This window comes from Streptomyces sp. SID8352, from assembly GCF_009862265.1.
GTDB lineage: Bacteria > Actinomycetota > Actinomycetes > Streptomycetales > Streptomycetaceae > Streptomyces.
In genome coordinates this window covers 97,516-122,204 of record NZ_WWGX01000100.1, presented here as the reverse complement: position 1 = coordinate 122,204, position 24,689 = coordinate 97,516, and the positions used below count along the sequence as shown (strand labels likewise).

General features: G+C 73.7%; 17 protein-coding genes. 12 read left to right on the top strand and 5 right to left on the bottom strand.

From position 1 onward, the window contains the following. On the bottom strand, nt 1-1,990 hold a 1,990-nt coding region (locus GTY84_RS29930), incomplete at its 3' end, for a (Fe-S)-binding protein (protein ID WP_161229537.1). A 304-nt stretch (nt 1,991-2,294) separates the two neighbouring features. On the opposite strand from GTY84_RS29930, the gene GTY84_RS29925 reads away from it, so the two are divergent. The 5 genes from GTY84_RS29925 (at nt 2,295) to GTY84_RS29905 (ending at nt 7,819) form a co-directional block, all read left to right on the top strand. Continuing rightward, entirely contained in the window at nt 2,295-3,554 is a 1,260-nt protein-coding gene (locus GTY84_RS29925) for an MraY family glycosyltransferase (RefSeq protein WP_161229536.1), read from the top strand. Between the two features lie 95 nt (nt 3,555-3,649). Then, nucleotides 3,650-5,491, top strand: a complete 1,842-nt coding sequence (gene dnaK / locus GTY84_RS29920) for a molecular chaperone DnaK (RefSeq protein WP_161229535.1) — start codon at nt 3,650-3,652, stop codon at nt 5,489-5,491. Beyond that, complete coding sequence (gene grpE / locus GTY84_RS29915) at nt 5,488-6,147, top strand: nucleotide exchange factor GrpE (RefSeq protein ID WP_161229534.1); 660 nt, start codon at nt 5,488-5,490, stop codon at nt 6,145-6,147. The genes dnaK and grpE overlap by 4 nt, the downstream gene beginning before the upstream one ends. 33 nt (nt 6,148-6,180) lie before the next feature. Then, a complete protein-coding gene (dnaJ, locus tag GTY84_RS29910; RefSeq protein ID WP_161229533.1) occupies nt 6,181-7,359 on the top strand; it encodes a molecular chaperone DnaJ in 1,179 nt (392 codons plus the stop codon). A 4-nt stretch (nt 7,360-7,363) separates the two neighbouring features. Next, nucleotides 7,364-7,819, top strand: coding sequence for a helix-turn-helix domain-containing protein (locus GTY84_RS29905; RefSeq protein ID WP_161229532.1), 456 nt, complete (start codon nt 7,364-7,366; stop codon nt 7,817-7,819). A 280-nt stretch (nt 7,820-8,099) separates the two neighbouring features. On the opposite strand, the gene GTY84_RS35075 is transcribed toward GTY84_RS29905, so the two are convergent. Next, a complete protein-coding gene (locus tag GTY84_RS35075) occupies nt 8,100-8,783 on the bottom strand; it encodes a response regulator transcription factor (RefSeq protein WP_161229531.1) in 684 nt (227 codons plus the stop codon). Nucleotides 8,784-9,107: 324 nt separating this feature from the next. Here GTY84_RS35075 and GTY84_RS29895 point away from each other — a divergent pair, with 324 nt between their 5' ends. Continuing rightward, nucleotides 9,108-10,151 carry a helix-turn-helix transcriptional regulator gene (locus tag GTY84_RS29895; protein WP_202551982.1) on the top strand — a complete coding sequence of 348 codons (1,044 nt, stop codon included), beginning with the start codon at nt 9,108-9,110 and terminating at the stop codon, nt 10,149-10,151. On the opposite strand, the gene GTY84_RS29890 is transcribed toward GTY84_RS29895, so the two are convergent. Both GTY84_RS29890 and GTY84_RS29885 read right to left on the bottom strand, forming a co-directional pair. After that, nucleotides 10,105-11,091 carry a LuxR C-terminal-related transcriptional regulator gene (locus GTY84_RS29890; protein ID WP_161229529.1) on the bottom strand — a complete coding sequence of 329 codons (987 nt, stop codon included), beginning with the start codon at nt 11,089-11,091 and terminating at the stop codon, nt 10,105-10,107. The genes GTY84_RS29895 and GTY84_RS29890 overlap by 47 nt on opposite strands. Nucleotides 11,092-11,458: 367 nt before the next feature. Next, nucleotides 11,459-12,442, bottom strand: coding sequence for a helix-turn-helix transcriptional regulator (locus tag GTY84_RS29885; RefSeq protein ID WP_161229528.1), 984 nt, complete (start codon nt 12,440-12,442; stop codon nt 11,459-11,461). Between the two features lie 325 nt (nt 12,443-12,767). Here GTY84_RS29885 and GTY84_RS29880 point away from each other — a divergent pair, with 325 nt between their 5' ends. From GTY84_RS29880 to GTY84_RS29870, 3 genes are all read left to right on the top strand, one after another. Continuing rightward, on the top strand, nt 12,768-13,103 hold the full coding sequence (locus GTY84_RS29880; RefSeq protein ID WP_161229527.1) for a hypothetical protein: 336 nt from the start codon (nt 12,768-12,770) through the stop codon (nt 13,101-13,103). 610 nt (nt 13,104-13,713) lie between these two features. Then, on the top strand, nt 13,714-16,311 hold the full coding sequence (gene clpB / locus GTY84_RS29875; protein WP_161229526.1) for an ATP-dependent chaperone ClpB: 2,598 nt from the start codon (nt 13,714-13,716) through the stop codon (nt 16,309-16,311). Nucleotides 16,312-16,509: 198 nt separating this feature from the next. Beyond that, entirely contained in the window at nt 16,510-17,046 is a 537-nt protein-coding gene (locus GTY84_RS29870) for a YbjN domain-containing protein (RefSeq protein ID WP_161229525.1), read from the top strand. Nucleotides 17,047-17,322: 276 nt separating this feature from the next. On the opposite strand, the gene GTY84_RS29865 is transcribed toward GTY84_RS29870, so the two are convergent. Continuing rightward, nucleotides 17,323-18,513: a pyridoxal phosphate-dependent aminotransferase gene (locus GTY84_RS29865; RefSeq protein ID WP_161229524.1), complete on the bottom strand. Its 1,191-nt coding sequence runs from the start codon at nt 18,511-18,513 to the stop codon at nt 17,323-17,325. Between the two features lie 2,140 nt (nt 18,514-20,653). Between GTY84_RS29865 and GTY84_RS29860 the strand changes: the two genes are divergently transcribed. The 3 genes from GTY84_RS29860 (at nt 20,654) to GTY84_RS29850 (ending at nt 24,588) form a co-directional block, all read left to right on the top strand. Continuing rightward, the gene (locus GTY84_RS29860) at nt 20,654-21,202 is read left to right on the top strand and encodes a DUF2617 family protein (protein ID WP_161229523.1); all 549 of its coding nucleotides are present in this window, start codon (nt 20,654-20,656) and stop codon (nt 21,200-21,202) included. 306 nt (nt 21,203-21,508) lie between these two features. Further along, nucleotides 21,509-23,086, top strand: a complete 1,578-nt coding sequence (locus GTY84_RS29855; protein ID WP_161229546.1) for a polyamine aminopropyltransferase — start codon at nt 21,509-21,511, stop codon at nt 23,084-23,086. A gap of 185 nt (nt 23,087-23,271) precedes the next feature. Next, nucleotides 23,272-24,588 (top strand): SRPBCC family protein, encoded by a 1,317-nt coding sequence (locus GTY84_RS29850; RefSeq protein ID WP_161229522.1) that lies wholly within the window; start codon nt 23,272-23,274, stop codon nt 24,586-24,588. Nucleotides 24,589-24,689 lie beyond the last annotated feature (101 nt).

Genomic DNA, 24,689 nt, shown 5'->3' with positions numbered 1-24,689 from the left:
GGTGCATTTCCTCGTTGCGGATGCCGGGGACGGCGGCGATGATCTCGCGTGGCGGGGTGTAGATCTTGTTGTGGCGGCCGAGGTAGCAGGGGTCGTGGTAGGTGATGATGCCCTCGACCGGGGTCACGGGGACGAGTTTGCCCTCGTCGACGAGGTGCTGGAGCAGNTGGGTGTGGTGGATGACCTCGTAGTCGCCGCCGAGCTGGGGGTATTCGTTGCCGAGGGTGTTGAGGCAGTGGGGGCAGGTGGCGACGATCCTCTTCGCGGAGCGGGGCCTGCGGGAGTCCTCGGTGACCTTTCCGTCCTCGTCGGTCTCCTCGCCGAAGGCGGCGTTGAGGGCCGTCACGTTCTCGGTGCCGAGTTCCTGGAAGAGGGGCTCGTTGCCCAGGCGGCGGGCGGAGTCGCCGGTGCACTTCTCGTCGCCGCCCATGACGGCGAAGGAGACGCCCGCGATGTGCAGGAGCTCGGCGAAGGCCTTGGTGGTCTTCTTGGCGCGGTCCTCCAGGGAGCCCGCGCAGCCCACCCAGTACAGGTAGTCGACCCCGGTGAGGTCCTCGATGTCCTTGCCGACGACCGGGATGTCGAAGTCGACCTCCTTGAGCCAGGCGAGCCGCTGCTTCTTCGCCAGGCCCCAGGGGTTGCCCTTCTTCTCCAGGTTCTTGAGCATCGTCCCGGCCTCGGAGGGGAACGACGACTCGATCATCACCTGGTAGCGGCGCATGTCGACGATGTGGTCGACGTGCTCGATGTCCACGGGGCACTGCTCGACGCAGGCGCCGCAGGTGGTGCACGACCACAGCACGTCGGGGTCGATCACCCCCCCGGTCGCGAAACCGTCCCCGGTGGGCTCGCCGAGGGGGCCGACCAGCGGGCGCCCGGCCTCGGCGAGGGCCGCGGCGGGCACCTGGGCCAGCTGCTCACCGCTCGCCCGCTCCTCACCCTCCGCACTCCTGCCGCCGCCCGCCAGCAGGTAGGGCGCCTTGGCGTGCGCGTGGTCGCGCAGCGACATGATGAGCAGCTTGGGGGAGAGCGGCTTGCCGGTGTTCCAGGCCGGGCACTGCGACTGGCAGCGCCCGCACTCGGTGCAGGTGGAGAAGTCCAGCAGGCCCTTCCAGGAGAACTGCTCGACCTGGGACACGCCGAAGACGTCGTCCTCGCCCGGGTCGGCGAAGTCGATCGGCCTGCCCCCGGAGGTCATCGGCCGCAGCGCGCCCAGGGCGGTGCCGCCGTCGGCGTCGCGCTTGAACCAGATGTTGGGGAAGGCCAGGAACCGGTGCCAGGCGACGCCCATGTTGGGGGTGAGCGAGACCGTGATCATCCAGACCATGGTGGTGCCCAGCTTCACCATCGCGGTCAGGTAGACCAGGTTCTGCAGGGTGCCGGCATCCAGTCCCTCCAGGGCCAGGACCAGCGGGTACGAGGCGAAGTAGGCGGCCTCGTAGTGGTCCACGCCGTGGAGCGCGCCCTCCAGGCCGCGCAGGGTGTAGATGGCGAGGCCGATGACGAGGATGACGTACTCGACGAAGTACGCCTGGCCCATCTTCGAGCCGGTGAAGCGTGACTTGCGGCCGGGCCGTGAGGGCAGGCTCAGCAGGCGGATCACGATGAGGACGGCGATGCCGAGCACGGTCATCGCGCCGATGAACTCGATGTACATCTCGTAGGGCAGGAAGCCGCCGAGGACCGGCAGGGTCCAGTCGGCCTTGAAGAGCTGGCCGTAGGCGGTCAGGACCGTCGGCGGCAGGGTCAGGAAGCCGACCGCGACGAACCAGTGGGCGACACCGACGACGCCCCACCGGTTCATGCGCGTGTGGCCGAGGAACTCCCGGACCAGGGTCACGCTGCGCTGGTACGGGTTGTCCGTCCGGGTCCCGGCGGGCACGGGCTGGCCCAGCCGGAAGTACCGGACGAACTGGCCGATCGCGCGCGCGAGCAGCGCGACGCCGACCACGGTCAGGACCAGCGACACGATGATCGCGGCGAGTTGCATGAGGGCTCCTCGGGCCTGCGAGGCGGTTCTGCAGCGGCTCTGCTGACTCCGCTGGTGGGGGTGGTCAGATTACTGAGCGGTAACTTACCCGGCTGGTCCGAGACTACCCGCAATCTCCTGCCGCACTGTAGCCAGGAGTTCCGTGATCTGTGTCGCCGAGGCGCCCGCGGCGGGCGTCGGGGGCGTCGTCCGGAGGGCGGCCGGCGTGCCGGGCGGGCCCCGTGGGCGGCGGCGCCACGCCGCCCCGGACAGGCAGTTTGTCGCACATCATGATATTCGCGCGCTTTCTGCATATTTTGGGGCGGTGCTCTACGGGATCAGCGCCGCCATCGCCTCCTTCCTGCTCGCCGCCCTGCTGGCCGGGGCGCTGCGGGGCCCCGCCCTGCGGCTCGGCCTCCTCGACCGGCGCCGACGGCGGCCGGTGCCGCTGCTCGGCGGTGCCGCAGTCGTCCTCGTCACCGGACTGGTGGCGTGGGCCGGTGACGTCAGCGGCCTGGTGCCCCTCGGCACCGGCGTCGGGCGGCTGCTGGCGGCCGGGGCGGCCGTCGCCTCGCTCGGGCTGGCCGCCGACCTCTGGCGGCTGCGGCGGCGCTGGCTGTGCGTCGGCGCGGCCCTGGCCGCCGCCTGGGTGATGCCGTACGGGGAGACGGGCGCGGTCGGCGGCGCGCTGGCGGCGCTCTGGGTGGCGGCGGTCGCCACCGCCTTCCGGGGGCTGGACCACGGTGACGGTTCGGCCGGGACGGTGGCCGTGGTGACCGCCTTCGGCGTGGCGGCCTGTGCGGCGGCGGAGCTGATGGACGGGCTCGCGGCGCTGCTGAGCGTCCTCGGGGCGGCGCTGACCGGCTTCCTGCTGCACAACTGGCATCCCGCGCGGATCGCCCTCGGGGCGTGCGGCTCGCTCTTCGCCGGGTTCCTGCTCGCCTCGGCGTCGGTGTTCGCGACGGCGGGGCACGGTCCCGGCGGCGGCGCCGGGGTGCTGTTCGCGCTGACCGCGACGGTGAGCGCCGACGCCGTCCTCGTCCTCCTCTCCCGTCGGCTGGCCGGGCGCCCCCTGCTGCGCGGCGTCCCCGACCACCTGCCCCACCGGCTGCGGAGGCTCGGGCTCACCCCGCGCGGCGCGGTCGCCGTCCTCGGGGCGGCGGCGTCCGGAGGGGTGCTCGCCGGGGTTCTGGCGCACACCGGCCGGGCGGACGGCGCGCTCGTGCCGTGGGTCGTGGCCGGGGTCGCGGCGCTGGGGGTGCTGGGGCTGCTGCGAGTACGGGTGTACGGGGCGCGGCGGCCGGGGACCCCGGTGTACGCCACCGTCGTCGGCGTTCCGGCCGGAGCCGGAGCCGGAGCCGGAGCCGGAGCCGGAGCCGGAGCCGGAGTCGGGGGCGGGGGCGGGGGCGGGGGCGGGGGCGGGGAGGAGGCCGGGAAGGTGCCCGGGGCCGGGGCCGGGGGGTCCGGAGGGGTGGCACGGGGGGCGGTCGCGCGGTCGCTCCGGCGGGCGAATTTCCCGGTTCGTCAGGGAGGGCCCCGGGAAGAAGCCCAGGTCAGCACGTCATTGCGTGTAAGGAACGGATAAGAGTTGAGCCCCCTGCGCTCACCTCTGTTGACCGGTCGCCGGGTTCTCGTGCACACTTGAGCCTGTTCCACTCAAGTCAACTGGAGGAATTCACCATGGCACGTGCGGTCGGCATCGACCTGGGCACCACCAACTCCGTCGTCAGCGTTCTGGAGGGCGGCGAGCCCACCGTCATCACCAACGCCGAGGGCGCCAGGACCACGCCGTCCGTCGTCGCCTTCGCCAAGAACGGTGAGGTGCTCGTCGGAGAGGTCGCCAAGCGCCAGGCGGTCACGAACGTCGACAGGACCATCCGGTCGGTCAAGCGCCACATGGGCACCGACTGGAAGATCAACCTGGACGGCAAGGACTTCAACCCGCAGCAGATGAGCGCCTTCGTGCTCCAGAAGCTGAAGCGGGACGCCGAGGCCTACCTGGGCGAGAAGGTGACGGACGCCGTCATCACCGTCCCGGCGTACTTCAACGACGCCGAGCGCCAGGCCACCAAGGAGGCCGGCGAGATCGCGGGCCTGAACGTCCTGCGCATCGTCAACGAGCCGACGGCCGCCGCGCTGGCGTACGGCCTCGACAAGGACGAGCAGGTCATCCTGGTCTTCGACCTCGGCGGCGGCACCTTCGACGTCTCGCTGCTGGAGATCGGCGACGGCGTCGTCGAGGTGAAGGCCACCAACGGCGACAACAACCTCGGCGGTGACGACTGGGACCAGCGCGTCGTCGACTACCTGGTGAAGCAGTTCCACTCCGGCCACGGCGTGGACCTCTCCAAGGACAAGATGGCCCTCCAGCGCCTGCGCGAGGCGGCGGAGAAGGCCAAGATCGAGCTGTCCTCGTCCACCGAGACCACGATCAACCTGCCCTACATCACGGCTTCCGCCGAGGGCCCGCTGCACCTGGACGAGAAGCTCACCCGCGCCCAGTTCCAGCAGCTCACGGCCGACCTCCTGGAGCGCTGCAAGACGCCGTTCCACAACGTCATCAAGGACGCCGGCATCCAGCTCTCCGAGATCGACCACGTGGTCCTGGTCGGCGGCTCCACCCGGATGCCCGCCGTGGCCGAGCTGGTCAAGGAGATGACCGGCGGCAAGGAGGCCAACAAGGGCGTCAACCCGGACGAGGTCGTCTCGATCGGTGCCGCGCTCCAGGCCGGTGTGCTCAAGGGCGAGGTCAAGGACGTCCTGCTGCTCGACGTCACCCCGCTGTCCCTCGGCATCGAGACCAAGGGCGGCATCATGACCAAGCTGATCGAGCGGAACACGACGATCCCGACCAAGCGCTCGGAGATCTTCACCACCGCCGAGGACAACCAGCCCTCCGTCCAGATCCAGGTCTACCAGGGCGAGCGCGAGATCGCGGCGTACAACAAGAAGCTCGGGATGTTCGAGCTGACCGGCCTGCCGCCGGCGCCGCGCGGCGTCCCGCAGATCGAGGTCTCCTTCGACATCGACGCCAACGGCATCATGCACGTGACCGCCAAGGACCTGGGCACGGGCAAGGAGCAGAAGATGACCGTCACCGGCGGCTCCTCGCTGCCGAAGGACGAGGTCGACCGGATGCGCCAGGAGGCCGAGCAGTACGCGGAGGAGGACCACCGCCGCCGCGAGGCCGCCGAGAGCCGCAACCAGGGCGAGCAGCTCGTCTACCAGACGGAGAAGTTCCTCAAGGACAACGAGGACAAGGTCCCCGGCGAGGTGAAGACCGAGGTCGAGACCGCCCTGTCGGAGCTGAAGGAGAAGCTCAAGGGCGAGGACTCGGCCGCGATCCGCACCGCCACCGAGAAGGTCGCCGCCGTTTCCCAGAAGCTCGGCCAGGCCCTCTACGCCGACGCCCAGGGCGCGCAGGCCGCGGGCGGTGCCCCCGGCGCCGGTGACAAGGCGGCCGACGACGACGTCGTCGACGCCGAGATCGTGGACGACGAGCGCAAGGACGGTGCGGCGTGACGGAGGAGACCCCGGGCTTCGACGAGAAGTCCGACGTCCCTTCCGGCGCCGCCCCTGACGCCGCCGAGCCGAAGGCCGCCTCCGACGAGGAGACGGCCCCGGCCGGGGACGCTAGCGAGACCGCGGGCCTGGTGGCCCGGCTGGACCAGGCACGCACGGCGCTCGGCGAGCGCACGGCGGACCTCCAGCGCCTCCAGGCCGAGTACCAGAACTACCGTCGCCGGGTCGAGCGGGACCGCGTCGCCGTCAAGGAGGTCGCCGTGGCGAACCTCCTGGGCGAACTGCTGCCCGTCCTGGACGACATCGGCCGCGCACGGGACCACGGCGAACTGGTCGGCGGGTTCAAGTCCGTCGCCGAGTCGCTGGAGACCGTGGTCGCCAAGATGGGCCTCCAGCAGTTCGGCAAGGAGGGCGAGCCCTTCGACCCGACGATCCACGAGGCCCTGATGCACTCCTACGCCCCGGACGTCACGGAGACGACGTGCGTGGCGATCCTGCAGCCCGGGTACCGCATCGGTGAGCGCACCATCCGCCCCGCGCGGGTGGGGGTGGCCGAGCCGCAGCCCGGAGCGCAGGCGGCCAAGTCCGAGGAGAACGGCGAGCCGGGTTCCGACGCCGCGGAGAGCAAGGGGAACGGTGGCCCGGACGAGGGCTGAGCCGGACACCAGGAGGAAGGAGGGACGTCGGGGATGAGTACCAAGGACTTCATCGAGAAGGACTACTACAAGGTTCTCGGCGTCCCCAAGGACGCCACCGAGGCCGAGATCAAGAAGGCGTACCGGAAGCTCGCCCGCGAGTTCCACCCGGACGCCAACAAGGGCAACGCCCGTGCGGAGGAGCGGTTCAAGGAGATCTCCGAGGCGAACGACATCCTCGGCGACCCCAAGAAGCGCAAGGAGTACGACGAGGCCCGCACCCTGTTCGGCAACGGCGGCTTCCGCCCCGGGCCGGGCGCGGGCGGCGGCAACTTCAACTTCGACCTGGGCGACCTCTTCGGGGGCGCCCAGGGCGGGGGCGGGGCCGGCGGCTTCGGCGGCGGGATCGGTGACGTCTTCGGGGGCCTGTTCAACCGGGGCGGCGCCGGGCCGGGCGCCCGCACCCAGCCGCGGCGCGGCCAGGACGTGGAGTCGGAGGTCACCCTCAGCTTCACCGAGGCCATCGAGGGGGCGACGGTGCCGCTGCGCATGTCGTCCCAGCAGCCCTGCAAGGCCTGTTCGGGCACCGGCGACAAGAACGGCACCCCGCGGGTGTGCCCGACCTGCGTCGGCACCGGGCAGGTCGCCCGGGGCTCGGGCGGCGGCTTCTCGCTGACCGACCCGTGCCCGGACTGCAAGGGCCGCGGCCTGATCGCGGAGAACCCCTGCGACGTCTGCAAGGGCTCCGGACGGGCCAAGTCCTCCCGGACGATGCAGGTCCGCATCCCCGCGGGGGTGTCGGACGGGCAGCGCATCCGGCTGCGCGGCAAGGGCGCGCCGGGTGAGCGGGGCGGTCCGGCGGGCGACCTGTACGTGGTCGTCCACGTCAAGGAGCACCCCGTCTTCGGCCGCCGGGGCGACAACCTCACGGTCACCGTGCCCGTCACGTTCACCGAGGCGGCGCTCGGCGGCGAGGTGCGCGTGCCCACCCTGGGCGGGCCTCCGGTCACGCTGAAGCTGCCGGCGGGCACGCCCAACGGCCGGACGATGCGTGCCCGGGGCAAGGGCGCGGTCCGCAAGGACGGCTCGCGCGGCGATCTCCTCGTCACCGTCGAGGTGAGTGTTCCGACGGACCTGACGGGGAAAGCTCGTGACGCGCTGGAGGCGTATCGCGAGGCGAGCGCGGACGAGGATCCGCGCGCGGAGCTGTTCCAGGCCGCGAAGGGAGCATGAGGAGATGGACGGTCGTCGGCGTAATCCGTATGAACTGACCGAGGACACCCCGGTCTACGTCATCTCGGTGGCGGCCCAGCTCTCCGGCCTGCACCCGCAGACCCTGCGCCAGTACGACCGCCTCGGTCTGGTCTCCCCGGACCGGGCGGCCGGGCGTGGCCGGCGCTACTCGGCCCGCGACATCGAACTGCTCCGCCAGGTGCAGCAGTTGTCGCAGGACGAGGGGATCAACCTGGCCGGGATCAAGCGCATCATCGAACTGGAGAACCAGGTCGCCGCGTTGCAGGCGCGGGTGGCGGAGCTGTCGGACGCCGTGGAGGGCGCCGCGACCGCGATGCGCCAGCGCGAGGCGGCGGTGCACGCCTCCTACCGCCGTGACCTGGTGCCGTACCAGGAGGTCCAGCAGACCAGCGCGCTGGTCGTGTGGCGGCCCAGGAGGCAGACCCAGCAGCCGGACTGACGCCGCGCCGCCGGCGCGCTGCCGCGGCTTCGTGGGCCCGACGATCCGATCACGGACCGTCGGGCCCCTCGCGCGTGAGGAGACCGTCCGGCCCGAGGCCCGCCCCGCCCCGGCCGACGGCCGCTCGCGGGACCGCGCGGGGCTCCGCGGGGGCAGGGTGCGAAATCGGTGAACACTTCGCCCCGAAGTGTTCACCGATTTCAGGTACCTGCTGGAGAACGGGCCCTCGTCCCTCCGGCCCGCGATGCCCGCGGCCCTCAGCCGCTCCTCTTCGGACCGATCACCACGGTGCCCGCGACGACGGCCGGGCGGGGACCTGGGCCTGCCAGACGACGCGGGACGCCTGGACCCGGTTGTCGACGCCCAGCTTGGCGTACACCCCGCGGATGTGGTCCTTGACCGTGTGGGGGCTGATCCCCAGGGTCCTGGCCACACCGGGGTTCGAGGCCCCCTCCGCCAGCAGTCGTACGATCTCGTGCTCGCGGGAGCTCAGCCGGTCGAGCAGGGTGCGCGCCGCCGCCACCGCGTCCGCCGTGTGACCGGGGTGGACGTACTGGTCGACCAGGAACCGCGCGGCGGCGGGGCCGAGCGCGACGGTCCCGGCGGCGGCCGCCCGCACCGCCCACGGCAGGTGCCGCATGGCGTGGCGGCGCAGCAGGATCCCCCGGGCCCCGTGGCGCAGCAGCATGCGCGTGGAGTGTTCGGACAGTCCGCTGGTGAGGACCACATGGGCCGGGGCCGGCACGCCCGCGGGTCCCGGTGCCGCGGACGCCCTGGACAACCGGAGGACGTCCAGGGCCTGTTCGGGGCGGCCGTGGCTGCTGACCAGGACGTCCGGGCGGTGCGTCCGCAGCAGGTGCGGGGTGGCCGCCGCCATCTCGCCGACGACCCGGGCCCTGCCGTCCTCCTCCAGGGCGCGCCTGACTCCGGCCCGTTCCAGTGGTTCAGAGCCGAGAACGCTCACGCGTATCACGATGGTCGGTCCCTCCCGGTCACTCCGTCGGCACTCCGTCGACAGCCCGCGGCGGCGCCCCGGTACCGGCCCGGGCGGGTGCCACGGGCGGGTGCGCGGTGGGAACGGGCCCGGCGCCGCCGGGGTCAGCATGCAGGGTCCGCGCACCGCCCCGACACCTTCAGCTTGTTGCAACGAGGAGAAGGGGAGGACGTACAAAGAAGCCCGTTTCGGCATATGTCCGCTGCCCGCCGGGGTGAAGCCGTGTTGCGGACCCCGTCCCGGCCGCGCATAGTTGCGCTGCGGAAGGAGCCGGAACCGGGGGTGGGATGGGCGATGGCCGAGCGCGGAACGGAGCAGCATCCCCACGGTGCCGACCGGCTGTGCCGGGCCGGGGACCACGTGTACTCCCGTGCCGTGCGGCGCGGGCGGGTCCCGCGGGCCGACGCGGAGCCGGTGCCCTGTCTGCTGGAACTGGCGCTGCTGCACCCCGACCCGGACGACATGGACTGGCTGGTGCCGACGTCGCCGCAGGAGGTGATGACCCGGCTGCTGCGCGAGGTGTACGACGAGGTCAGCGCCAGCCAGCGGCGGGTGGGCTCGGCGGTGGAGGCGTTCGAGGTGTACGCGGGGCTGGGCGGGCCGCTCCGGGCGCCGGCCGCCGCGGAGGGCACGGCGATCAGGGTGCTGGACGGGCTCTCCCGCATCCAGGCCGCGATGGACGAGGCGACCAGGGTCTGCACGAAGGAAGTGCTCACGGTGCAGCCCGGCGGCATCCGGCGGGAGGCCGAGCTGTCCGAGGGGTTGCACCGGGCGCTGGCGCTGCGCGGGCGGGGGGTGCGGATGAGGGACCTGTACACCCATGTGGCCCGGCACGGTCAGGGTCTGCTCAACTACCTGGAGCTGATGGGCGACACGGTGGAGGCCCGCACCCTGGACGAGGTCCTGGACCGGCTCATCCTCTTCGACCGCACGGTGGCCTTCATCCCCGCCAACGCCGACTGCACGATGGCGCTGGAGCTGCGGCACCCGGCGCTGATCTCCTACCTGGCCACCGTCTTCGAGCGGATGTGGCGGCTGGCGATCCCGCTGACCACGCCGCTCCCGGACACCGGGATCGAGGGCATCTCCCACCGCGAGCGCTCCATCGCGGCGCTGCTGGCCGAGGGCCACCAGGACGCGGTGATCGCGGAGCGGCTGGGGATCAGCGTCCGGACGGCCCGCACACACATCGCCCGTCTCTCGGAGACCCTGGGCGCGGCCAGCAGGACCCAGCTCGGCGTGCGGATCGCCCAGGTGGGCCTGGACGGTCCGCATCCGCCGGCACCGGTCGTCACGGCGCCCCGGGCGCCTGCTCCAGAATCCCCGACCGTCCTATGAGGTAGCCGAGCTGGGCCCGGCTCTCGCTGCCGAGGATGGCCGCGAGCTTGGCGATGTGGACGCGGGCGGTCCGGACGTTCATGCCGAGGCGGTCGGCGATCGCGGAGTCGGTGTGGCCCTCCACGAGGAGGTTGGCGATGGCCCGCTGGCGCGGAGTGACGCCGTTGAGGGTGGCCTGCCGCACGGCCCGGGGGTGCATGGGGACGGCCAGCTGCCAGAGCCGGTCGAAGGTGTTGGTGAAGTAGGCGATGAGGGCCGGGTGGCGGATCTCCAGCGCGCTGGAGCGGTCCGGGCTGGCGGGGATGAAGGCGACGGTGTCGTCCACGACGATCAGCCGCTCGGTGACCTCGTCGAGGGTGCGCGCCTGGACATCACCCGTGAGGCGTTCGTAGCGGGCGAGGACGTGCGGCGCGTGACGGTGCGTGTGCTGATAGAGGGTGCGGATGCGGCCGCCGCGGTCCAGGAACGCCTGGTCCCGGGCCAGGGACCGTTCGCTGTCCTGGACGGGCGGGGCGTTGGAGCCGAGGTAGGGCTGGATGGTCAGGGCCTGCTCGGTGGCCTGGGACAGGGCCTCGGCGATGGCCCGGCTGATTTGCTCCTTGCCCGAGACCGGCAGCAGTGTGGTGGTGCTCGCCCCCGTGTCGGACATCTCGTCCAGGAGCGGGCCGAACTCCTCCACCAGTCGTTCCTCGCGGCGCCGTTCGTCGGCGATGCGCCGGCCCGAGGCGCGCAGCAGGCCGTGCAGCGCGGTGACCGGAGGGGCCGGTTCGAGTATGCCGGGGCGCAGGGGCGCCGGGTGGAGCAGACCGGATGTGAGCAGGCAGGGCGCCGCGTCGGCGTCCGGTGCCGCCAGGTGTCCGTCCTTCAGTGCCTGCCGGTACAGCCGCATGCCCGCGGCGCACACCTCTTCGGGTCCGTGTACCGGATGTGGGCCTGTCATCGGTTCCCCTCCTTGGTCGTGGTGGGTCCGCCGTGCGGCGGCCGCAGGTGTGCGGCGCCCGCCGCCGCGGGTGGCGGCGGGTACGGCGGTGCGGGAGCGGGCGGTGCGGAGGGTTCCGCGAAGCCGCTCCGGAATGCTCGTCTCCGCGCGGCCCGCAGGGTGGCGGTGTGCCGGTACGGGACGGTGCGGCCGGGGGCGCGTGGCGGGAGCGGCCCGTGGCCCGCCGGTGGCGGGGCCGTGTCCGTGCCGGGAACGGGGCGGGCGCTTCGCGCGGCGCGGTGGTGCGGAGGGCGCGGTGGGTGTCGCACGGCCCGTCCGGTGCGTCGCGGTGGGCCTCTGCGGTCACGCGGGGCTCTCCTCCCGGGGCTCAGTTGTCCTTTCTGAGGATTCCGGACTGGGCTATCAGGTAGCCGAGTTGGGCCCGGCTGCCGCTGCCCAGGAGATGGGCAAGCTTGGCGATGTGGGCGCGGCAGGTGCGGACGTTCATCCCCAGGCGGCGGGCGATGGCCTCGTCGACGTAGCCCTCGACGAGGAGCTTGGCGATGGAGTGCTGGATCTCGGTGATGCCGCCCGAGTCGGCCTCGTAGGGCGCTCCGGCGCTGAGCGGTACGGCGCGGTTCCAGATGAACTCGAAGACGCGGACGAGGTACTGGACGAGTCCGGGGTGACGCAGCTCCAGGGCGACCTGGCGGTCCTCGCGGACGGGGATGAACGCCACGGTCTCGTCGCAGATGATGAGGCGTTCCACCAGCTCGTCGATGGTGCGGTACTCGACCTTCCCGTCCGTGAACTGGTCGGCGTAGGCCAGCCGGTCGGGGCTGTAGCGGGCGGTGTGCTGGTAGAGCGTCCGGATGCGCACACCGCGTTCGATCAGCGGCCTGTCCCGCTCCAGCCCCTCCATCAGGCGTTTCTCGGGGCGGCGGTGGCTGCTGGGCTGCACGGTCAGCACCTCGGTGTGGCACTGCGCCGTGGCGAGGTCGAGGGCCGCGTTGATGCGGTCGAGCCCCTCCAGGACCGTGATGGAGTGGGCGGGACTGGTCTCCTGGGTACTGATGCCCATGAACGGTTCGAACAGCTCCGCCAGGGCGATGGACCGCCGGTGGTGCTCGTGGATCTGGCGTTCGATCGGATGGAGCCGCTGGGCGAGGGCGATCGAGGGTGGAACGGGACGCATCCACTCGTCGTCATCCGGGTCGAGGCGCAGCAACCCCTGGTCCACCAGGCACGGAGCGGCCTCGACGTCGGCTCTGGGCACGCGGCCGGCCCTGAGGGCGTCTGCGTAGAGGCGGCTGCCCTGCGGGCAGAGCTTGGATGGCGAATGGGGATGCTCCGGATTCGTCCCTTTTGGCACTGACTATCCACCCCCCAGGGTCCTGAACATGCAGGAACATGATGCACTGATTGTGTGGCCATGATGTGCCTGAATGAGCCATCGTCTTATCGGACGGGGGAATGAGGGACCATCAAGTGAGGACGAAGCCGACTATGCGTATGAGAATGCTTCGCTCGGTGTTGGTTGCCACCTTCTCCGCCATCGTGGCCTTCGGTGTGCCGGCCGGCCTCTCGAGCGGGGCGAGTGGTGAGCACGGGGTGGGCGGTGCCCACTCCGCGGTGACCGCTGTCAAGGGCGGTGGGCCGGTGCCCCTTCCGATCGACACCGTGTGGGACTGATCGCGATGACCACTCCACCCGACGACCGTTCCTTCCGGCGAGAGATGGCCACCGCGTACCGCTCTGGCTGGCACTTCATCGACCTGGTCACCGCGATCCCCCACCCCGGTGACTCGCTCATGGTGACCGTCTTCGGCGAGCCGGTCGTCGTCACCCTGGACGAGGACGGCGACGTGCGGGCCTACCGGTGCCTGCGGCGGCCCCGGGGTGCGCCGCAGCCGGTCCGGTGTGCCATCCGGTACGGCATGATCTTCGTGAACCTCGACCAGCGGGACCAGAGCCTCCCCCAGCCCGAAACCTCCGGTACGAGGACCACCACAGCCACCCCCCGCAGTGCCTGACGCGATTCCCCCGTCGCAACACATCGCTCAGGTGCTTCCCCCCGCAGCGGCGTCACCGTGACCTGAACACGGTGACGCCGCTGTTGTTTTCGGACGGCTTCGCCCGCTCCGGACCCTTCGGCACCCCCTCCCCGTCCGGTCCCCGGCGGCCCTCGCGGGGCTCCTCCGCGCCCCCGCGCCGGACCTCGTCGCCCGCGTCCGTCCCGGCAATGGCCGGAAAACCCCTCGCGCCCGGCGCTCCTCCCGCTCGCGCCCGCCGGGTTCCGCCCGCGCTCCCCGGCCGTGCCCTTTCCGCGTGCGCCCCCGCCTGCGCCCTCCACCGCCCACCCCCTTCGCCGCGCACCCCCTCCGCCGTGCGCACCCTTCGTCGCGCGCCCCCTCCTCGTTCCCGCGTGTGGCGGGTACTCCTCCTGGCCCGGCCGCGGCGCCGCCCCGCGGCGCCGCCCCGCGGTGCCGCGGCGCGGCCGTGTCCCGGAACGGTTCCGGTGTCGTTGGGCAGGGGACCGTGCCGAAACGGCCTTGAGTGGAATAGACTCAAGTTTGTGCACGCTGACTGAGTCAGCACTGGGAGACGCAGCCGAGCCCGAGGACACAGGAGGAGAACCGCACCGTGGACGCCGAGCTGACCAACCGGAGCCGGGACGCCATCAACGCGGCCAGCAGCCGGGCCGTGACCGAGGGGCACCCCGACCTCACCCCCGCCCACCTGCTCCTGGCTCTGCTCCAGGGGCAGGACAACGAGAACATCACCGACCTGCTCGCCGCCGCCGAGGCCGATCTCGCGGCCGTGCGCTCCGGCGCCGAGCGCATCCTCGCCGGGCTGCCCAGCGTGACCGGGTCCACGGTCGCGCCGCCGCAGCCCAGCCGCGAGATGCTCGCCGTGGTCGCGGACGCGCAGGCCCGCGCCCGGGAGCTGGGCGACGAGTACCTCTCCACCGAGCACCTGCTCATCGGCATCGCCGCCAAGGGCGGCGCGGCCGGTGAGGTGCTCCAGGAGCAGGGCGCCGGAGCGCAGCGGCTCCAGGAGGCATTCCGTACGACGAGAGGGGGGCGCCGCGTGACCACCGCGGATCCCGAGGGGCAGTACAAGGCGCTGGAGAAGTTCGGCACCGACCTCACCGCCGCCGCCCGAGAGGGCCGGCTCGACCCGGTCATCGGGCGCGACCAGGAGATCCGGCGCGTGGTGCAGGTGCTCAGCCGCCGCACCAAGAACAACCCCGTCCTCATCGGCGAGCCCGGCGTGGGCAAGACCGCCGTCGTCGAGGGGCTCGCCCAGCGCATCGTCAAGGGCGACGTGCCGGAGTCGCTGCGCAACAAGCGGCTCGTCTCCCTGGACCTCGGCGCCATGGTCGCGGGCGCCAAGTACCGGGGCGAGTTCGAGGAGCGGCTGAAGACCGTCCTCGCCGAGATCAAGGACTCCGACGGGCAGGTCGTCACCTTCATCGACGAGCTGCACACCGTCGTCGGCGCCGGGGCGGGCGGCGACTCCGCCATGGACGCCGGGAACATGCTCAAGCCGATGCTCGCCCGCGGCGAACTGCGCATGGTCGGCGCGACCACCCTCGACGAGTACCGGGAGCGGATCGAGAAGGACCCCGCCCTGGAGCGCCGTTTCCAGCAGGTGCTGGTGGCGGAGCCGAGCGTGGAGGACTCCATCGCGATCCTGCGCGGGCTCAAGGGCCGCTACGAGGCTCACCACAAGGTACAGATCGCGGACAGCGCGCTGGTGGCCGCCGCGACCCTCTCCGACCGCTACATCACCTCCCGCTTCCTGCCCGACAAGGCCATCGACCTGGTCGACGAGTCCGCCTCCCGGCTGCGCATGGAGATCGACTCCTCGCCCGTGGAGATCGACGAACTCCAGCGCGCCGTGGACCGGTTGAGGATGGAGGAGCTGGCCCTCGGCAGGGAGACCGACCCGGCCTCCCGCGAGCGCCTGGAGCGGCTGCGCCGCGATCTCGCCGACAAGGAGGAGGAGTTGCGCGGCCTCACGGCCCGCTGGGAGAAGGAGAAGCAGTCCCTCAACCGCGTCGGCGAGCTGAAGGAACGGCTCGACGGACTGCGCGGGCAGGCCGAACGCGCCCAGCGCGACGGCGACTTCGACACCGCCTCCAAGCTGCTCTACGGCGAGATCCCGGCCCTGGAGCGCGATCTGGAGGCAGCCTCCGAGGCCGAGGAGGAGGCCGCCCGGGACACCATGGTCAAGGAGGAGGTCGGTCCGGACGACATCGCCGACGTCGTCGCCTCCTGGACCGGCATCCCCGCCGGGCGGCTGATGGAGGGAGAGACCCAGAAGCTGCTGCGGATGGAGGAGGAGCTGGGCAGGCGGCTCATCGGCCAGGGCGAGGCCGTCCGGGCCGTCTCCGACGCGGTGCGGCGCAGCCGCGCCGGGATCGCCGACCCCGACCGGCCCACCGGGTCCTTCCTGTTCCTCGGCCCGACCGGCGTCGGCAAGACCGAACTGGCCAAGGCGCTCGCCGACTTCCTCTTCGACGACGAGCGGGCCATGGTCCGCGTCGACATGTCGGAGTACGGCGAGAAGCACAGCGTGGCCCGGCTGGTCGGCGCCCCGCCCGGCTACGTCGGCTACGAGGAGGGCGGTCAGCTCACTGAGGCGGTGCGGCGGCGCCCGTACACCGTGGTGCTGCTGGACGAGGTGGAGAAGGCCCACCCGGAGGTCTTCGACATCCTCCTCCAGGTCCTCGACGACGGCCGGCTCACCGACGGCCAGGGCCGCACCGTCGACTTCCGCAACACCATCCTCGTCCTCACCTCCAACCTGGGCAGCCAGTACCTGGTCGACCCGGTGGCGGGGGAGGCGGAGAAGCGGGAGCAGGTGCTGGAGGTCGTCCGCGCCTCCTTCAAGCCGGAGTTCCTGAACCGGCTGGACGACCTCGTGGTCTTCTCCGCGCTCAGCAAGGAGGAGCTGGGCCGGATCGCACGGCTCCAGACCGAGGCCCTGGCCCGGCGGCTCGCGGACCGGCGGCTCACCCTGGAGGTCACCGACGGGGCCCTGGAGTGGCTCGCCGACGAGGGCAACGACCCGGCCTACGGCGCCCGGCCGCTGCGCCGCCTGGTGCAGACCGCCATCGGCGACCGGCTCGCCCGGGAGATCCTCGCCGGGGAGGTCAAGGACGGCGACACGGTCCGCGTCGACCGCTTCGGCGACGAGCTGATCGTCGGCCCGGCCGGGGGCAAGACCCTGTAGCCCGCTCCGGCCGGGCGCGCGGCCCGTGCGCCCGGCCGGGTGCCCCCGCCCCGCGCGGGGACACCCGCGCGGGGCGTCCGGCGCCCGGCCGCGGGCGGCCGGATCGAGCCTTCCTGCCCCGGCGGGCGTGCGGCGGGCTTGCCACCCCCCTCCCCGCATGGGGGAGGATGGCCTGATCCGTACGAAGGGAAAATCACGGTGAGCATCGACCCGTCCTCGATTCCGAACTTCGGGGGCAAGCCCGACCCGCAGCCCCAAGGACCGGCGGGCCCCGTCGTCCCGGACCAGGATCTCGTGAAGCAGCTCCTGGAACAGATGGAGCTGAAGTACGTCGTCGACGACGAGGGCGACCTCGCGGCGCCGTGGGAGCAGTTCCGCACCTACTTCATGTTCCGCGGCGAGGGCGACCAGCAGGTCTTCTCGGTGCGGACGTTCTTCGACCGCCCCCACACGATCGACGTGAAGCCGCAGCTCCTGGAGTCCATCGACGACTGGAACCGGCGCACCCTGTGGCCCAAGGTCTACACCCACACCCATGACGACGGCACCGTCCGCCTCATCGGTGAGGCGCAGATGCTCATCGGCATGGGCGTCAGCCTGGAGCACTTCATCTCCTCGACCGTGAGCTGGGTGCGCGCCGCCATCGAGTTCGACCGGTGGCTGGTGGAGCAGCTCGGTCTGGAGCAGGACATCGAGGGCTCCGGCCCCGACGCGGCCGACGGGGACGACGCCTAGGGCCTCTCGTTTGGATCATGCCGGGCTCGCGGGCCCCGGCGTCGCACCTCGCCGCGTTGTCGTCGGTCGCCAGGGCTCCGCCCTGACTCCCTCCTCCGCCTTGCGACGCACGGCGCCAGACCCCGCTCCCTGATCCGGCCCGATCCAAACGAAAGACCCTAGCTCCCCGGCACTCCGCACCGCCACCGGGAGCCCGGTACGGACGCCGGCCCCCGGGCCGACGCCCGCACCGGGCTCCCGTGTGTCTCCGGGGCGCCCGCGCGGTGGGGGCCGGTGTCAGGACGACAGGCGCTTGAGGCGGGTCACCGCCTCCTCCAGGATCTCCGCGCGCTTGCAGAAGGCGAAGCGGACGAAGGGGGCGCCCGCCTCGCGGTGGTCGTAGAAGACCGCGTTGGGGATGGCGACGACGCCCGCGCGCTCGGGCAGGGCGCGGCAGAAGGCGAAGCCGTCGCTCTCGCCCAGGGGGCGGATGTCGGTGGTGACGAAGTAGGTGCCCATGGGGCGGAAGACGCCGAAGCCCGCCTCCGTCAGCCCCGTGACCAGCAGGTCCCGCTTGGTCCGCAGGCTCTCGCGCAGGTCGGTGAAGTAGGCGTCGGGCAGGGCCAGCGCCTCGGCCACGGCGTACTGGAAGGGGCCCGAGGCCACGAAGGTGAGGTACTGCTTGGCCGAGCGGACCGCCGTGACGAGGGCGGGGGTGCCGGTGACCCAGCCGACCTTCCAGCCGGTGAAGGAGAAGGTCTTCCCGGCGGAGGAGATGGTCAGCGTGCGCTCGCGCATCCCCGGCAGGCCCGCCAGCGGCACGTGTCCGGGGCCGTCGAGGACCAGGTGCTCGTAGACCTCGTCGGTGACCACCAACAGGTCGCGTTCGACGGCCAGCTCCGCGACGGCGGCCAGCTCCTCGCGGGTGAGGACGGTGCCGGTCGGGTTGTGCGGGGTGTTGAGCAGCAGCAGCCGGGTGCGGTCGGTGACCGCGTCGCGCAGTTCGTCCAGGTCGAGCCGGAAGGCGCCGTCGTGGGGGCGCAGCGTCACGGGCACACGGGTGCCGCCCGCCATGGCGATGCTCGCCGCGTACGAGTCGTAGTAGGGCTCCAGGGCCACGACCTCGTCGCCGGGCTCGACCAGGGCGAGCAGGGCGGCGGCGATGGCCTCGGTGGCCCCGGCGGTGACCAGCACCTCGGTGCCGGGGTCGTAGGAGAGGCCGTAGCGGGCGAGCTGGTGGGCGGCGACGGCCTCGCGCAGTTCGGGGACGCCGGGCCCCGGCGGGTACTGGTTGCCGCGCCCGTCGCGCAGGGCCCGTACGGCCGCTTCGCGGACCTCCTCGGGGCCGTCGGTGTCGGGGAAGCCCTGGCCCAGGTTGATCGCCCCGGTGCGCGCGGCCAGGGCGGACATCTCGGCGAAGATCGTCGTGCCGAACTCCGCGAGCCGGCGGTTGAGGAGCGGGCGGTCGCTGCGGTTCATGGCGGTCATGGCCGCCATCCTGCGCCGAAGCCCTCCGGTCCTCAACCCGCCCACGCGGCAGGGGTGTCCGGGGGCCGCCGCGCCCGGTGCCGCGCGGGGGCCCGGCCGCCTGGGCCTGCCGTGCGCGGGCCTTCCCCCGGTCCGCTTCCGCCCAGGTCAGGGGGTGTTTCGGCGCGAGGATGCTCAGAAGTTGCTCAACTCGGCTTTGAGCGGTGCGCAGGGAGGGCATCCCCGGGGCACGCAACGCGTGCGGGGCGCCCACGGGGGGTCGCTTCGGGGGAATCGGAAGGAGGACGGCGCCATGTTCCTCGGCTTCATCCTGGCGGCGATCGTCATTCTGGTGGTGTTCGGTGTCCTGTCCACGGTGCGCGGCAGGGCGTCCGCCGCGCGGGCACGGCGGGGCGGCGGCGGGCGGCGGGGGAGCCGCGCCGCGCGCTCGCGCGCTTCCGGCGGTGACGCCGGCGGGGGCGGGGGATCCGAGGGCGGGTCGGGGGACAGCTGGTGGGCCGGGGGCTCGGGCGACTCGTCCGGGGGCGGGCACCACGGCGGTTCGTCCTGCGGGGGTGGCTCGTCCTGCGGGGGCGGATGCGGGGGCGGGGGCGACTGACGCGGGACGGAGCCGACCGACACGGGGCGGTCGGCTCCGCCGCGCGGGTGGCCCGCACGGGGGCCGCGTCCGCACGTCCGCAGCCGCGCGGGACCGTGCGGGGCCCGCTGCCCCTGCTGCGCCGGCCCGCTGCGGCGGTCCTGCCGGGCCGGATGGGCTCGCTGTCGTAGTCCTGCCGGGCCGCGCGGGCCGTTTGCCGCGGGCCTGTCGGGGCGCACGGGCTGCTTGCCGGGGTCCTGTCGAGACGGACGGGCTCGCTGTCGTAGTCCTGCCGGGCCGCACGGGCCGTTTGCCCAAGGTCTGCCGGGCCGGACCGCACGGGCCCGTACCGGCTCCCGCGCCGGGCATCCGGACCGGCAGGTGTGCGAGACGTTCAAGGGCGCCTGTGACCTCACCGCTCCAGGGCCAGTGACGGGCGACGCGGAGGATGCGGCGCCGGCCCGGTGGTCCACCGGCCCGGCGGTCCGGCGCGGTGGTCCGGCGCGGTGGTCCCGGACGTTCGGGTGCGGCCACACGGCCACACGGCCACACGGTCGTGTCCCCGGTTGTGGTGTAGCCGATCACGGTCCGTCGCTTCCGCCCTGGAGCCGTCCGGTACGTGCCGCAGCCGGCCGTCGTGCGATCACCGCTGGTCCCGGCCCGGCGAGCCTCAACGGGGCCTCCGGCGAGGGCGATCCGGGTCGCGACCTGGAGATTCCGCCCGCTTGATCGGCTACACCACTCGGCGGGACCCCACACGGCCACACGGCCACGCGATCACACGGCCCCGACCGGCGGACCGCGAGGCCGCAGCCCGGCGGCCGCACCGGGTGCGCCGGGCCACCGCGGCCCCGGCCCGGCGGTCACGTGCCGCCGCGGACCGTACCCGGCGCGTCCGACGGGGGCGGCGGCCACGGGGTCGGGCCCCGGGGCGGATGCGGGGGCACGCGGTGGCATACGGCGACACGGGCGGCGGCGTCACCGGGTGAGCCGGGCGGCCACCACCCGTCCACAGCGGTCACAGGTCGCCGTACCGGGTGTGCGGCGTCCCGCGGGGGCGGTGCCACGCGTGGCCGTGTCGCGTCCCGCAGGGGCGGTGTCACGCGTGGCCGTGCCGGGTGGCCGCACGGGTCGGGCCGGGCGGCCACGGTCCGTGCCCGGCGGTCACGTGCCGCCGGGGCGGGACCCGCCGTATCCGGCCATCTCCCGCTCGCGGCGCCGCGTCCGCGCCGCGCTCCACCCGCCCGCGTCATGGCCGGAAACGTCTGCCGGGAACACCACCCGGCGGGCGCTCGCGTCGGGACGGCGCGCACCGGCGGAACAGGGGGCGCGCGAGGGTTGAACAAGTGAGCTGGGGAGCCCTCTGACGGATGGAAACCCTATGAAGTTGGGTAAAAACACTGTGGCGGTCCCGCAGTTCGTGATTCGCTCTCACCTATCAACCCAGCCCATCCGACGACCTGTTGGCCTCTTCCGACCGGTCGGACGGGCTGACCGGGCCGCGCCCTCGGCGACAGGCGCGCCGGCCCGCTTCCTCTCCATGCGTGCCTGCGGAGCCGTTCCATGCTCACGACCCTGAAGACCTCCTACACCGATACCCGTGCCGCCGATCTCGCCTGGGCCCTCGGGCGTGAGCCACTGCCCGCTTTGGCCAGTCTCGATCTCGAACTGCGCGGCGCGAAACTTCAGTTGAGACTGCTCGGGGCGTCCCACCAAGTCCTGCTGGAGGAGGAGAGGGGCACGTGCTCGGAGACGGTGGCGTGCATTCCGGGCAGCAGCACCCCCCTCCCGCTGGGCGTGGCCAAGCGGGTGGGCGACTGGGAGTACGAGTTCGCCGCCCGGGTGGAGATCCTCACCCCGGGCTCCTTCGCGGGCCGCGCCCAGGAGCTGCTGGCCCTGGTCTCCGACCATCCGCACGGTCTGATCGGGGTGTTCCCGGGCAGTCCGCACGCCTTCACGGCGCTGCTGGCGCACCGGCACGAGGGGCGTGTGCACTGGCGCACCTGGCACGCCTACCCGCAGGACGGACAGCTGGTGGCGACCAGGACCAGGGTGGGTGTGCGGCTGCCGTCGACGGCCTGGCACCGGCCTTCCGGGGTGGCGGCGGGATAAACCCGACGATGCCGGTGGACCGCAGCTCTACACGTGTGGGTGACGAAGTGCGACCATGTCGTGACGTAACGTCACTGCGTGATCGAATCGCACGCGTCCGCCCCGCACGGCTCCCGGGCCGTCGGCCCCGGTGACCGTGCCGACGGCGACACCGCCGCCGGTGCGGGCGCGTGCGGCCCCGGGACGGAGGAAGGCCCGGCGGGTGAGGACGTGGACGCGCCGGGCGCGGGTGCGGAGGCGGCCGGTGCCGACGGGCCGAGCGCGGGTGCGGCCGGGACGGGGGAGGCCGGGGCGCGGGCGGCCGGGGTGGGGGAGGCCGGTGCGGGGGCGGTGCCGTGGCTGCCCGTGCGGCCGGGCACCGGGCGGTTCCTGGTGCTCGCCGGGGTGTTCGTCTGCGCCGCCTGCGGCCTGGTGTACGAGCTCGAACTCGTTGCCCTCGCCTCGTACTTGATCGGCGACTCGGTCACCCAGGCGTCCATCGTGCTGTCCGTCATGGTCTTCGCCATGGGCATCGGCTCCCTGGCCGCCAAGCGGCTGCGGAGGTACGCGGCGGCCGGTTTCGGCGCCGTCGAGGCGGTGCTGGCCCTGGTCGGCGGCTCCAGCGCCATGGTCCTCTACGCGGTCTTCGCCTGGACCGGCGGATGGGGCGGGCTCTGGGCCGACGGGCCGCGGGTGCTGCTGGTCGCCTTCTCGCTCGCCATCGGCCTGCTGATCGGCGCCGAGGTGCCGCTGCTGATGGAGCTGATCCAGCGCATCCGGCGGCAGGACGCGGGCGGCGCGGTCGCCGACCTGTTCGCGGCGGACTACGTCGGCGCGCTCGTCGGCGGCCTCGCCTTCCCGTTCGTGCTGCTGCCCTTCCTGGGGCAGCTCACCGGGGCGCTGGTCACCGGCACGGTCAACGCGGCCGTCGGCGCCGCCCTGGTCCTCGGCCTGTTCCGGCGGGACCTGAGCCGCCGGGCGCGCAGGCTGCTGATCGCCGTCAACGTCGTCGTCCTCGCCGTGCTGGCCTGCGCCACCGTGCTCGCCGACGACTTCGAGCACGCCGCGCGGCGGGCGATGTTCGGGCCGGACGTCCGGGTGGCCCTGCGCACCGGGCTCCAGGAGGTCGTCCTGGCGGGCGGCACGGGCGGGCGGCCCCTCGGCCTGTTCCTCGACGGGCGGTCCCGCGCCGGGGGCGGTGACGAGCGGCGCTTCCACGAGGCGCTGGTCCAGCCCGCCATGGCGGGCCCGCACGCCCGGGTGCTGATCCTCGGCGGCGGTGACGGCCTCGCCGCCCGGGAGGTGCTGCGCCATCGCGACGTGCGGCGGGTCGACCTCGTCGAGGCCGATCCGGGGCTGGTGCGGCTGGCCCGGCGGGACCCGGGGCTGTCGGCGCTCAACGAGCACGCCCTCGACGACCCCCGGCTGCGCGTCGCCGGCCCCGACGCCTTCGGACGGTTGCGCGCGACCGCCACCGGCGGCTACGACGTGGTGGTCTCGGACCTGCCCGGTCCGGGCGTCACCGAGGGCATGAAGCTGTACTCGCAGGAGTTCTACGGGATCGCCCGGCGGGTGCTCGCCCCCGGTGGGCGGCTGGCCGTGCACGCGGGGCCGGTGCTGCGCCGCCCCCGGGCGTTCTGGACGGTCGACGCGACGCTCCGCGCGGCGGGGCTGAGCGCCACCGCGTACCGCCTCGCCGGCCCCGCCGCGGCGGCCCCCGGGGCGCCGGGGGACTGGGGGTTCCTGCTCGCCGCCGAGGGCGGCCGGGCTCCCGCGCTGCGCCTCCCGGCGGACGTGCGGCCGTTGACGCTCACCCCGGGCTCCCTGGCCGCCGCCGCTGCCTCGGCCGCGGGGACCAGGGTGCCGGGGCTGCCGCCGTCGACGCTGGTGCATCCGCGCCACTGACGGTACGCGGGGCGGCGGGACGTCCTCCGGCGGCGCGGGGGCGGCGGGACGGCCCCCGGCGGTGCGGGGCCCGGGAGGGCGCCCCACGGAAGCGGGGCGCGGTGGGGGCGGTGGGGCGCGGTGCGGCCGACGACTTGGCGCCCACGGGGGGTGGGCCGGGCGCCCGGTGGGTAGGGTGCCGTGACATGGAGCATGAGGTGTTCGTTCCGGTTCCGGCCGAGCGGCTCAGGGACGCGCTGGCCGACCCCGTACGGGTCGCGCGGGCGGTCCCGGGGCTCCAGCAGGACGCCGGGGCCGAGCCCGTCGCGGGACGGCTGAAGGTGCGGGTCGGCGGCCACTCCATCACCTACCGGGGCTCCCTGCGGGTCTTCGCGCGGGACGACGGCGGGTACGCCGCGGAGGGCGAAGCCGTCGAGTCGCGCGGCAGCGGCACGGTCGACCTCGCCCTCACCCTGCGCGTCCGGGACGCCGACGGGGGCAGCGTGCTCACCGTCGGCGGCACCGCGACGGCGGACGGGCGCGTCACGGAACTCCCCGCCGACGCGGTGGCCTCGGCCTTGACCCGGCTCCTGGAGCGCTTCGCGGCGAACCTGGGCAGGGGTGCGGCCGGGGACGCGGACACGGCACGGGGCGCCTCCGGCGGGGGAGCGGCACGGGACGGCTCCGGGCGGGCGGCGCCGGACGGCTCCGGGTCCGCCGGGCGGGGGGTGCCCGGGGGACCGGCGCCCACCGGGGCGGGTTCCGGCGGGCCGGGCGGCTCGGGCGCCGCGGATGCCGCCGCCGGGCCGGGCGCCGACGCCGCCGGGTCCGGTCCGGGCCACGGCCCGGAGGGCGGTTCCGGGGGCACCCCTGAGGGCGGCCCGGAGACCGGCTCCGGGTCCGGGACGGTCGCCGACGGCGATACCGGATCCGCCCCGGGCGATGACCCGGACGCCCCCTCCGGGGGCACTTCCGAGGGTTCGGACACCGGCTCCGGGTCCGGGCCCGCCACCGACGGCGAGACCAAACCGCCCTCGGGCGACACCCCGGCCGCCCGCGCCGGGGACGGCCCGGAGGACGGGTCCGGGGACGGCCCGGAGAAGGGCTCCGGGGCTTCCCCCGGGGACGGCTCCGGCCCGGGTCCCGATGCCGACCTCGACTCGGACTCGGGCTCCGACACCGATGCCGACTCCGCCCGGCGGCCCTCCGTCTTCGACACCGAGGTGCCCCCGTCCTCCCCCGACCGCGAGGACGCCGACACCGCCGACACCGGTGGGGCCGCCGGTGGCCAGGACACCCCGGACGCCCCCGTCCCGCCCGCCGAGGCCGCGCACGCCCGGCGGACGATGATCGGCCGCAGCGCAGAGGAGGTCGACCACGCGCCGCCCCGGGGCCGCTACGCCCCCGTCCCCGCCCCCGAGGCGGCCGGTGCCGCGAGCCCCCTGCGCTGGGCGGCCCCGGCGGCCGCGCTCGCCGTGGTCTCGGCGGTCGTGGTCGGCCGGGCGCTGCGCAAGCGCCGCTGAGCCGGTCCGCGCACACCGGGCGGTGCCGGTCCGCGCACACCGGGCGGTGCCGGTCCGCGCACACCGGGCGGTGCCGGTCCGCCACGGCGGCGGACCGCCTC